This is a genomic window from Bacillus sp. YBsi01, assembly GCF_038406745.1.
In the GTDB taxonomy this organism is placed as follows: domain Bacteria; phylum Bacillota; class Bacilli; order Bacillales; family Bacillaceae; genus Bacillus; species Bacillus siamensis.
The window spans coordinates 979283-992577 of sequence record NZ_CP151679.1 but is presented as its reverse complement, the minus strand read 5'-3'; the positions used below and the strand labels follow the sequence as shown (position 1 = coordinate 992577).

Here is a 13295-nt window from a genome sequence, read left to right as displayed (position 1 = left end):
GCCATCAGCCGGCTAAAACTTACTGGAGGGATATTAATGTCAGAATTTAAGCAACAGGAGTTGTTCTGGAGCAGCATGTTCGATGCGGAAGATCGTCCCAGTGCAATCCCTTCGTTTCAAATGTCGGACTCAACAATAGAGCAAGATGCGCCGAGTGCACCCAACTGTATTCACAGTTCATTGAACTCAGATGTATCCCTGCGCATCATGAAGATGACGAATAAATCGCCAATGGCCGTTTATATGGTTCTCCTGGTCGGAATCGAATGTCTTTTGTACAAATATACGGGGGAAGAGGGCGTTATTGTAGGTGTACCGACCTTTGAAGACGAAACTGATGAAGACCTTCGCTTAGATCAAGTCATGTTAATCAAACAAAACATAAAAGCGGACAGTACATTTAAATCCATATTTAATGAATTCAAGCATACGCTGAACGGAGCCATCTTAAATCAGCACGTTCCTTTCGATAAAATGGCTGGTCCATTAAATCTGAACTACGATTCAAATCATTTGCCAATGATCCATACGATCGTATCACTAGATCAGCTTCACCCCATTCGTTTTATAGAAACTGCTGCTGCTGATACGTTATTTCAGTTTTCCATAAGAAATGATTCGATTCAATTAAAGTTAACTTATAATCAACAAGCTTATGATCGCCAGTATATGATGCAAGTGATCGAACATGTAAACCGGATTTTTTCTAGCTTGTTATTCCAACCCGACCTTATGATCCGCCAGCTTCATATTTTGTCAGACTCAGAGACAGATAAACTCATCGCCTATAATCAAACGGCTGCCGAGTATCCAAGAGAAAAAACGATTCATCAGTTTTTGGAGGAACAAGCGGAACGTACTCCTGATCAAACGGCTGTTGTATACGATGATAGCCGGCTGACGTACCGGGAATTGAATGAAAAGGCGAATCAACTCGCTCGGACGCTGCAATCTGAAGGCGTGCAGCCGGATCAGCCGGTCGGGATTATGGTCGAACGCTCCCTGGATATGATTGTAGGGATCTTCGGGATCTTGAAAGCCGGCGGGGCGTATGTACCGATTGACCCGGGCTATCCCGAGGAACGGGTTCGATACATATTGGAGGATTCGGATACGAAGTTGTTACTCGTGCAGAATCAATCGAGAGAGAGAGTACCTTTTACGGGAAAAGTGCTGGATATGAAAAATCCTCAAAACTTTTGTGAAGACGGGTCGAATGTAGAGCCGGCTGCTGGTCCGGATCATCTGGCCTATGTTATTTATACATCGGGTTCAACGGGCAAGCCGAAAGGGGTTATGGTTGAGCACCAGTCGGTCATCAATCGGCTGGTGTGGATGCAGGAAAAATACCCTCTGGATGAGCGGGATGCGATTCTGCAAAAAACTGCGATCACCTTTGATGTCTCAGTGTGGGAACTGTTCTGGTGGACGATGGCAGGTTCTAAACTGGTGCTGCTGCCAAGCGGAGGAGAAAAGAATCCCGAGCTGATTTTAGATACAATTGCACAAAAAGGCGTCAGCACAATGCATTTTGTACCGGCGATGCTGCATGCCTTCCTGGAATCCATGGATCAGAAGCCAAGCGGGATGTTGAAACAAAAATTAGCGTCATTAAGACATGTGTTTGCAAGCGGTGAGGCTTTGAAGCCTGTACATGTCGCAGGCTTCAAACGCATCATCACGTCGGTGAGCCAGGCTCAAATCATCAACTTGTACGGACCGACTGAGGCAACAATTGATGTATCATACTTTGATTGCCAGACAGAAGAAACGTATGCATCAATTCCGATAGGCAAACCGATTTCCAACATTCAATTGTATATATTACATGCTGATTTGGAACATTTGCAGCCGATCGGTGTGGCGGGAGAACTGTGCATAGCGGGCGATGGGCTTGCAAGGGGCTACTTGAATCGTCCCGAACTGACGGCCGAGAAGTTTGTAAACCATCCGATTGCATCAGGAAAACGGATATACCGGACGGGAGACTTGGCAAGATGGCTGCCGGACGGCAATATCGAGTATTTGGGCCGGATTGATCACCAGGTGAAAATCCGCGGTTACCGCATTGAAATCGGCGAAGTCGAAGGCGCTTTTTTTCAGCTGCCGGCGATCAAAGAAGCCATCGTTATCGCCCGGGAAATCGATGGGGAAACATCCTTGTGCGCCTATTATACCGCTCAACACGCTTTAACTGCAGGCGAGCTCCGTGAAGAGCTGTCCCGGCAGATTCCATCCTATATGATACCTGCTTATTTCGTTCAGCTGGAAGAGATGCCGCTTACTTTCAACGGTAAAATAGACCGAAAAGCCCTTCCTTCTCCAAGAGAGAATCTTACAGGTATGAACTATGAAGCTCCGCGCACAGAACTGGAAAAAATACTGGCCGCGGTATGGGAGTCAGTCTTAGGCTTAGAACGGGTAGGAATCTCAGATCATTTCTTCGAATTGGGGGGCGATTCCATTAAGTCGATTCAAGTGTCCTCAAGATTATACCAAGCCGGGTATAAGTTTGAAATCAAACACTTGTTTAAATACCCAACGATCTCCGAGCTTGTTCCATACGTAGAGCCGGTCACCCGAATCGCAGAACAAGGAGAAATCAAAGGCCGGGCGCTGCTGACACCGATTCAGCATTGGTTTTTTGCCCAGAAATATCCGGAATTACACCATTATAATCAAGCCGTTATGCTTTATTGGAAAGAGGGACTGGATGAATCGAAGCTTCGGGAAGTCATGAAGAAGGTCACAGAGCATCACGATGCTTTGCGCATGGTCTATGTTCCGGCAGAAGATGGATACGAAGCCCGAAATCGGGGGATCAATGAAGGTGATCTGTTCAGCCTTGAAGTGATCTCATTACGCGAAGAAAAAAATGTGTCCCGGACGATAGAAACCATTTCAAATGAGATTCAGCAATCCATTCATTTAGCTGAAGGACCGCTCATGAAACTGGGATTGTTCCGGTGTCAAGAGGGAGATCATTTGCTGATTGCGGTTCACCATCTGGTCATCGACGGCGTATCGTGGAGGATTTTACTTGAGGATATAGCGGCAGCTTATGAGCAGCTTCAAAACGGCGAAGCGATCCGGCTTCCGAAGAAAACGGACTCTTACCTGTTATGGGCTGAACAGTTGAATCGTTATGCAGAAAGTCAGGAATTCGAAGCGGAAAATCAATACTGGTTCAGGCAGAAACATAATCCGCAGCATACATTGCCAAAGGACAATGAACGGGAGACCGGTCTTGCCAAAGACCGGGAAACGGTCATCGTTCAATGGACCGTTGAGGAAACCGAACGGTTATTAAAAAACGCTCACCGGGCTTATTCGACCGATATGAACGATTTATTACTGACCGGTCTGGGAATTGCTATTCATCGTTGGACCGGATATGAAGACATTCTCATTCATCTTGAAGGACACGGCAGAGAGTCTATCATTCCGGATCTCGATATTTCGCGTACGGTGGGATGGTTCACAAGCCTATATCCGGTTTCGCTTCAAATCAAAGCTGATCAGGATATCTCGCAGCGGATTAAAACAGTGAAAGAAAATTTGCGTCAGATCCCCCAAAAAGGAATAGGTTACGGCCTGATCAAATATTTGTCCGATCACCCGAAGGCACATGAATGGACCGGACATCCGGAAATACGTTTCAATTATTTGGGTCAATTTGATCAAGATGTCCGGAACGGCAAGGTGGAGGTATCCCCTTACTCAAGCGGGAAAACAGCCAGTGACAATCGTCCCTTAACCTATACACTTGATATCAACGGCATGATTTCAGACGGCCGATTGTCGCTGGCCATCAGCTATTGCGATAAACAATATCAAAGAGAAACAATGGAAGCCTGTGCCGATCTCTTAAAAAGCAGCCTGCGGCAAGTCATCGCACATTGTGATGCTCAAGATCAAATTCACCTGACACCAAGCGATATTTCGTTAAAAGGTATAACGATCGGTGAACTGGATCAATTTGTGCAAGAAACGCGGCATCTCGGTAACATTGAAAATATATACCCATTAACCCCGATGCAGAAAGGAATGTTGTTCCATAGCTTGATTGATTCGGCTTCCGAAGCTTACTTTGAACAAGCCGCTTTTGATCTGAAAGGTTTCTTGGATATCGATGCATTCAGGATGAGTTTGGCGCATCTGGCCGAAAAATATGACATTCTTCGGACTCTTTTTCATACAGAATGGAAAGAACAGCCTTTGCAGATTGTATTCCGGCAAAAGCCGATTGAAACGGCCGTTGAAGATATTCGAAGCATGAACAGTCATCAGCGCAGCGAGTTTATTGCCGATTTTGCAAGAAGAGATAAGGCGCGGGGATTCAATCTCACCCGGGATGCTTTAATGCGCGTATCGATCCTGCGGACAGAGGAAGACCAAGCGCGATTGATATGGAGCTTTCATCATATTTTGATGGATGGCTGGTGTTTGCCTCTTGTTACGAAAGAAGTGTTTGAAACCTATTATGCGATACTCGAGCAAAGGCAGCCGAAGCGGGGAGCCGTCACTCCATACAGCCGATATATCGAATGGCTGGATCAACAAGATCACAAGCAGGCGTCAGCCTATTGGCGTAACTATTTAGAAGGTTATGAAGGGCAAACTGTTTTGTTACAAGAACAATCTTCCGGCCAGGCGAAAGGATACGAAAAAGGTGAACATGCGTTTCGTTTAGGAAAGCGGCTCACAGACGAAATCAAACGGGCCGCAAGCCGCCAGCAAGTCACCGTCAATACATGGATACAAACCGCATGGGGCTTATTGCTGCAAAGATATAACGAGAGTCAGGATGTCGTCTTCGGCACGGTCGTATCCGGCAGGCCGGCAGAAATTCCGGGAATTGAAACCATGGTCGGTTTATTTATCAATACCATTCCCGTACGTATTCATACGCAGCCTGAAATGACAGCTGCACAAGTATTGAAAATGAACCAGGAGCGGGCACTGGCTTCTCAAGCATATGATACATTTCCATTGTATGACATTCAGGCTCAAACTGAGCAAAAGCAGCAGTTGATCAATCATATTATGGTATTTGAGAATTACCCGGTCGAGAAACAAATAGAACATATGAAGCAGGATGACAATGCATTAGACATTCTCGATTTTCATATGGAAGAACATACTCATTATGATTTTACTTTCATCGTGATGCCGGATGGAGAAATTGAAATTCGTTTTGTATACAATCGCGATGTTTACGATCAACCAAGTGTCGAACGGATGCAGATGCATTTCATGCAAATCATGAAGCAAATGGCGGACGATCAGGAAATTCGCGTTCAAGACCTTGATATAGTAACAGCGGATGAGCGATCGCTTGTGATAGACAAGTTCAACGATACGGCGGCTGAGTATCCAAAGGATAAGACGATTCATCAATTATTTGAAGAACAAGCGGAGCGGACGCCGGAGCACACGGCGATTGTTTTTGAAGATAAGGAGCTGACGTATCGGCTATTGAATGAACGCGCCAATCAGCTGGCCCGAACCTTGGTTGCTAAAGGACTTCAGGCTGAGGAGCTTGTTGGCATTATGGCGGAACGTTCACCGGAGATGGTGATAGGCATCCTCGCTGTTTTGAAAGCGGGAGGCGTTTACGTACCGATCGATCCGGATTATCCGAAAGAACGCATCCATTATATGCTTGAGGATTCTAACGTCTCTATCTTATTATTGCAACATCATCTTCTGGAAGGTACCGATTATCAAAGTCATACTGTCTTCCTTGACGATCCGTCATCATACGGCGCAGAAGCATCTAATCTCAATCTAAGCGTGATGCCAAATCAATTAGCCTACGTTATTTATACATCAGGAACAACGGGGAATCCGAAAGGCACGCTCATTGAACATAAAAACGTGGTTCGTCTGTTATTTAACAACAAAAATGTTTTTGATTTTAATGCATCAGACACTTGGACTTTGTTTCATTCCTTCTGCTTTGATTTTTCAGTGTGGGAAATGTACGGAGCGCTGCTGTATGGGGGCAAATTAGTGATTGTTCCGAAACAAATAGCAAAAAACCCGGAAAGGTATTTGCAATTGTTAAAATCGGAAGCTGTGACCATTTTAAATCAAACGCCAAGTTATTTCTATCAACTGATGCAGGAGGAGAGAGCAGATCCCAAGTCCAATTTAAACATCCGAAAAATCATATTTGGCGGAGAGGCGTTAAATCCATCCTTCTTGAAAGACTGGAAGCTTAAATATCCTTTCACGCAACTAATCAATATGTACGGCATCACCGAAACCACCGTTCATGTCACATATAAAGAAATCACGGAACGGGAAATCAACGAGGGCAAAAGCAACATCGGACAACCTATTCCTACTCTGCAAGCGTATATTTTGGACGAATATCAACGCATTCAGGTAATGGGCATACCGGGCGAGCTTTATGTTGCAGGAGAGGGACTGGCCAGAGGATATTTGAACCGCCCGGAATTAACGGCCGAGAAATTTGTTGAACACCCGTTTGCCGCAGGCGAAAAAATGTACAAAACGGGAGATGTCGCCCGATGGCTTCCCGACGGCAATATCGAGTATTTGGGAAGAATTGATCATCAGGTGAAAATCCGGGGCTACCGGATTGAAATTGGCGAAGTCGAAGCGGCTTTATTGCAACTGGAATCTGTCAAAGAAGCGGTCGTCATCGCGATTGAAGAAGAGGGCTCAAAGCAGCTGTGCGCCTACTTGTCCGGAGACGAGCCATTAAATACAGCGGAGCTGAAGCGTCATTTACTGAACAAACTGCCCGCTTATATGATACCGGCTTACTTTGTCCAAATGGAGAAGATGCCGATAACCGCAAATGGAAAAATCGATCGAAAAGCTTTGCCGGCTCCTGAGGGAAATAGGCTCACCGGAACCGAATACGCAGCGCCCGGAACGTTAATTGAAAAGCAGCTGGCCGATATATGGAAAGATATTTTAGCTATCAGTGACCCGGGGATTAAAGATAACTTCTTTGACGTTGGCGGCCATTCGCTCAAAGTATTGCAAGTTATTCATCAAATTAACGACCGTATGGGAATCAAAATGCATTATCAAGCCGTATACGATTTTCCTACCATCGAAACAATGGCACGCGCCATTCAAGCGGCAGTTTTCGAGTCCAAGACGGATAACGTATTCGTCAAGATGAATCAGAACGGTTCCACCCCTGTGTTCTGTTTCCCGCCTTTAATCGGGTACGGGCTGGTCTATAATGAAATGGCGAAAAGACTTGACGGCCGCTGCACTGTCTATGCCGCTGATTTCTTAGAAGAGACGTCTTATGAGAAAGAGATCGTTGACCGGTATGCAGAAAGCATGATAGACATTCAGGAACAAGGACCTTTTGTTTTACTTGGTTACTCTTCGGGATCGAATTTGGCTTTTGAGGTTGCCAAAGCCTTAGAAAAGCGCGGGCGCATCGTATCGGACATTATGATGCTTGATTCAAAAAGAGCCGTTTCGGTGAATGCTTTTTCGGAAGAGGAAACCGAAGAGATCATTCATCGGAATCTGGATATCATTCCGGATTATTATAGAGAATTATTAACCATTCCTTCCATTAAGGATAAAATCAGAAGCTTCCTTACGTATCACAATAAACTGATCAATTCCGGCGCGGTGAACGCCAACATCCATCATTTGTTGTGTGGCGAGTTGACCGATAGAGGATGGACGCAATCAACCGCACAGCATTACCTTGAGTACAAATTAAAAGGAGACCATGTGACGATCTTTGACCCTCACAATATTGAAGAAAATACAGATACAATTCGATCTATTATTAAAAGGATTGAAGAACGGCATCATCACGGACTTGTTCTTGAAGAACAACTGTCATTGGGATCATTTGCGGGAAATACGAAGTTTGACAAAATGTAAATGATCCAGTGTAAAATGCCGCTGGATGACAGTCAGCGGCATTTTGTACGAAAAAGAAGAGAGTAAACTCATGCATTTGAAACGGTTTCCTCGAATGCGTTCTCCATGACTATTTGTCATCAAATGTTAAAAGAAAATTCTCATTTTAAGGAAAAAGAAGGATATTCAGTCATGACAAAAAAGTGTAGCTTATGTTTAGGGGTTCTTGCTTTATGATTGAGTTGCTTATCTGGGAAGTCGTCGTATGCTGCCAACACTGCAATTTCCCAAAAGGACCCTTATTTTAGGAAAAGGGGGATATTAAGTAATGAGGAAAAAATGTAGCTTATGTTTATTGATTCTTGCTTTATTATTGAGTTGTTTACCTGGGGAATATGCGAATGCTGTAAGCACTCCAATTGCAAAACATGCAGGGAATTCAAATCCGCTTATAGATCATCATCTGGGCGCAGATCCGTTTGCGCTGACTTATAACGGAAGAGTCTACATCTATATGTCAAGTGATGATTATGAATATAACAGCAACGGAACGATTAAGGATAATTCATTTGCCAATTTGAATAGAGTATTCGTCATATCTTCAGCGGATATGGTGAACTGGACAGACCACGGAGCCATTCCGGTAGCAGGTGCCTATGGTGCTAATGGCGGCCGGGGGATCGCAAAGTGGGCAGGTGCGTCCTGGGCCCCGTCAGTCGCCGTTAAAAAGATAAATGGCAAGGACAAATTCTTCCTTTATTTCGCAAACAGCGGCGGCGGTATCGGGGTTCTCACTGCAGACAGCCCGACCGGTCCGTGGACAGATCCGATCGGAAAACCGCTGGTGACGCCAAGTACACCAGGAATGTCCGGTGTTGTATGGCTTTTTGATCCGGCAGTATTCGTAGATGACGACGGTACTGGTTACCTGTATGCCGGCGGAGGCATCCCCGGAGGTTCAAATCCGACACAGGAGCAATGGGCAAACCCTAAAACAGCAAGAGTCATGAAATTAGGGCCTGATATGACCAGTGTTGCCGGAAGTGCATCTACGATCGATGCGCCTTTCATGTTTGAAGATTCGGGAATGCACAAATATAACGGGACATATTACTATTCCTATTGCATCAATTTCAGCGGCGCGCACCCGGCCGATAAACCCCCAGGTGAGATCGGCTACATGACCAGCTCAAGTCCCATGGGTCCCTTTACATATAGAGGGCACTTCCTGAAAAACCCGGGTGCATTTTTCGGAGGCGGCGGAAACAACCATCATGCTGTTTTCAATTTTAAAAACGAGTGGTACACGGTGTATCATACTCAAACTGTCAGCTCCGCTCTGTTCGGGGCCGGCAAAGGATACCGTTCTCCCCATATTAATAAGCTTGTGCATAATTCAGACGGATCCATTCAAGAGGTAGCGGCAAATTATACAGGCGTAAAACAGCTTTCTAACTTGAATCCATATCACCGGGTAGAAGCTGAAACGTTTGCCTGGAATGGACGGATTTTGACCGAGAATTCCTCTGCACCCGGCGGGCCGGTAAATAATCAACATATAACAAACATTCAGAACGGAGACTGGGTTGCTGTAGGAAATGCAGACTTCGGGTCAGGCGGTGCCAAGACGTTTAAAGCAAATGTAGCATCCGCTCTTGGCGGGAAAATAGAAGTGCGTCTCGATAGTCCAACCGGTAAACTTGCGGGAACACTGAATGTCCCTTCCACAGGCGGAACACAAAATTGGAGAGAAATAGAAACTGCGGTAAGCGGCGCAGCCGGTGTGCACAACGTATTCTTTGTATTTACCGGAACAGGTTCAGGAAACTTGTTTAATTTTGATTATTGGCAATTTACGCAAAGATAACATCAGTTTTGTGATATAAAAGCAGGACAGAACACATTTTTCTAATACGGTAAAAGACAGATAAAGGAGAGAAAAAATGATGTCGAGCGTAAAAAAAACAATTTGTCTATTATTGGTATGTTTCACTACGCTGTCAGTAATGTTAATGGGCCCAGGCGCTGCTGAGGTCTTGGCGGCAAATGATGTAACAGTTAACATTTCCGCAGAAAGACAAGTGATTCGCGGTTTTGGAGGGATGAACCACCCGGCTTGGGTTGGAGATTTAACAGCTGCTCAAAGAGAAACTGCTTTTGGGAATGGGCAGAACCAGTTAGGCTTTTCGATCTTAAGAATTCATGTAGATGAAAATAGAAATAACTGGTACAAAGAAGTAGAGACTGCAAAGAGTGCGATCAAACATGGAGCAATCGTTTTCGCTTCTCCCTGGAATCCGCCAAACGATATGGTCGAGACTTTCAATCATAATGGTGACACATCAGCTAAGCGGCTGAGATACGATAAGTACGCCGCATATGCGCAGCATCTTAACGATTTCGTTAACTTCATGAAGAGTAATGGTGTGAATCTGTATGCGATTTCCATCCAAAACGAGCCTGATTACGCTCACGAGTGGACGTGGTGGACGCCGCAAGAAATACTTCGCTTTATGAGAGAAAACGCCGGCTCGATCAATGCCCGCGTCATTGCGCCTGAATCATTTCAATACTTAAAGAATTTGTCGGACCCGATTTTGAACGATCCTCAGGCTCTTGCCAATATGGATATTCTCGGAACCCACCTGTACGGGACTCAAGTCAGTCAATTCCCTTATCCTCTTTTTAAACAAAAAGGAGCGGGGAAAGACCTTTGGATGACGGAAGTATACTATCCAAACAGTGATAACAACTCGGCGGATCGATGGCCCGAGGCCTTGGATGTTTCACAACATATTCACAGTTCGATGGTAGAAGGGGATTTTCAAGCTTATGTTTGGTGGTACATCCGAAGATCATATGGTCCTATGAAAGAAGATGGCACGATCAGCAAACGCGGCTACAATATGGCCCATTTCTCTAAATTTGTGCGCCCTGGATATGTAAGGATTGATGCAACGAAAAACCCTAATCCGAATGTTTACGTGTCAGCCTATAAAGGTGACAACAAAGTCGTGATTGTCGCCATTAACAAAACCAATACAGGGGTCAACCAAAACTTTGTGTTGCAGAACGGATCTGCTTCGCAAGTATCCAGATGGATCACGAGCAGCAACAGCAATCTTCAGCCTGGAACGGATCTCAAAGTAACGGACAATCACTTTTGGGCCCATCTGCCGGCTCAAAGCGTGACAACATTTGTTGTAAAGCGTTAAAGGTACCTGATTGTTCAATTAGATCATAGCAATAAGCCAATTTTCTGACTCCAAAAAGAAAATTGGCTTATTTTCTGTGGGTCTGACTGCATCCCTCACTGAAGTACAATCTCATTGTACAACTCCAACCTTAACCCGTATTAATCCGAACCTTACATCAACCTTAAATTAACCAGTACAGAATAAGGGCTTGTCCTCTTACAGCAATCATAAGATTCAATGCTATATTGAGACTCATCACATTTAGCATATCTACGTTGGAAATAAATTTAATTTTTCGATTCGATTGAAAAATGACGTGTAAAGTCCCGATTCCGTCCAGTTTTCTTTGTTCTATATGTGTCAGGTGTATCTTATTCAATAGAGATAGAGCAAATTGACAGGCTTTTAAACCTCCCAAAAACAAGAAATTAGGTTGATAGACAATCATGAGAAAGATTTTTACAATGAGTTCGTGCTCATAAGAAGTGAGAGCCAAAATGATGTGAAGGAGGAAAAGACAGATATGAAACGGTCAATCTCTATTTTTATTACGTGTTTATTGATTGCGGTATTGACAATGGGCGGCATGCTGGCTTCGCCGGCATCTGCAGCAGGGACAAAAACGCCAGTAGCAAAGAATGGTCAGCTTAGCATAAAAGGGACACAGCTCGTAAACCGAGACGGCAAAGCGGTACAGCTGAAAGGGATCAGTTCACACGGATTGCAATGGTATGGCGATTTCGTCAATAAAGACAGCTTAAAATGGCTGAGAGACGATTGGGGCATCACCGTTTTCCGCGCGGCGATGTATACAGCAGATGGCGGTTATATTGACAACCCGTCTGTGAAAAATAAAGTGAAAGAAGCGGTTGAAGCAGCAAAAGAGCTTGGGATATATGTCATCATTGACTGGCATATCTTAAATGACGGCAATCCAAACCAAAATAAAGAGAAGGCGAAAGAATTTTTCAAGGAAATGTCAAGTCTTTACGGAAACACGCCAAACGTCATTTATGAAATTGCAAATGAACCAAACGGTGATGTGAACTGGAAGCGGGATATTAAACCGTATGCGGAAGAAGTGATTTCCGTTATCCGCAAAAATGACCCAGACAATCCCATCATTGTAGGTACCGGTACATGGAGCCAGGATGTGAATGATGCAGCCGATGATCAGTTAAAAGATGCAAACGTCATGTACGCGCTTCATTTTTATGCCGGCACACACGGCCAATCTTTACGGGATAAAGCAAACTATGCACTCAGTAAAGGAGCGCCTATTTTCGTGACGGAATGGGGAACAAGCGACGCGTCTGGAAATGGCGGTGTATTCCTTGACCAGTCGCGGGAATGGCTGAATTATCTCGACAGCAAGAAAATCAGCTGGGTGAACTGGAATCTTTCTGATAAGCAGGAATCATCCTCGGCGTTAAAGCCGGGAGCATCTAAAACAGGCGGCTGGCCGCTTACAGATTTAACTGCTTCAGGAACATTCGTAAGAGAAAACATTCTCGGCAACAAAGATTCAACGAAAGAACGCCCTGAAACGCCAGCACAAGATAACCCCGCTCAGGAAAACGGCATTTCTGTACAATACAAAGCAGGGGATGGGGGTGTGAACAGCAACCAAATCCGCCCTCAGCTTCACATAAAAAATAACGGGAATACCAAGGTTGATTTAAAAGATGTCACTGCCCGCTACTGGTATAACGCGAAAAACAAAGGCCAAAACTTTGACTGTGACTACGCGCAGATTGGATGCGGCAATCTGACCCACAAGTTTGTGACGCTGCATAAACCTAAGCAAGGTGCAGATACCTATCTGGAACTGGGGTTTAAAAAAGGAACGCTGTCACCGGGAGCAAGCACAGGGAATATTCAGCTTCGGCTTCACAACGATGACTGGAGCAATTATGCACAAAGCGGCGATTATTCCTTTTTCCAATCAAATACGTTTAAAACAACGAAAAAAATCACATTATATCATCAAGGAAAACTGATTTGGGGAACAGAACCCAATTAGTTAAGCTTTAGGCGGACATCAGCAACACGATGTCCGCTTTTATGATCTTAAAAACAGCAATACAAAGAAGTTTACGTGGCGGATGAAACTTCTGAATTAAGGACTCTAGGCTATACTATAAGATTAGCAAGTACTTTGCTGACTTTATGGATCACGTGCTGCTTTAATATCACAAATATTCTGAAATTTTTAGCAATCTC

At 44.6% G+C, this 13295-nt stretch carries 4 protein-coding genes; all 4 read left to right on the top strand.

The features are described from left to right. Positions 1–36 precede the first annotated feature (36 nt). Positions 37–7896 carry a bacillomycin D non-ribosomal peptide synthetase BamC gene (gene bamC / locus AADZ70_RS05100; RefSeq protein WP_342007817.1) on the top strand — a complete coding sequence of 2620 codons (7860 nt, stop codon included), beginning with the start codon at positions 37–39 and terminating at the stop codon, positions 7894–7896. A gap of 307 nt (positions 7897–8203) precedes the next feature. Continuing rightward, on the top strand, positions 8204–9742 hold the full coding sequence (locus tag AADZ70_RS05095; RefSeq protein ID WP_342007816.1) for a glycoside hydrolase family 43 protein: 1539 nt from the start codon (positions 8204–8206) through the stop codon (positions 9740–9742). A 76-nt stretch (positions 9743–9818) separates the two neighbouring features. Continuing rightward, positions 9819–11090, top strand: a complete 1272-nt coding sequence (locus AADZ70_RS05090) for a glucuronoxylanase (protein WP_342007815.1) — start codon at positions 9819–9821, stop codon at positions 11088–11090. A gap of 505 nt (positions 11091–11595) precedes the next feature. Continuing rightward, entirely contained in the window at positions 11596–13095 is a 1500-nt protein-coding gene (locus AADZ70_RS05085; protein ID WP_342007814.1) for a cellulase family glycosylhydrolase, read from the top strand. The last annotated feature ends 200 nt before the right edge of the window (positions 13096–13295 follow it).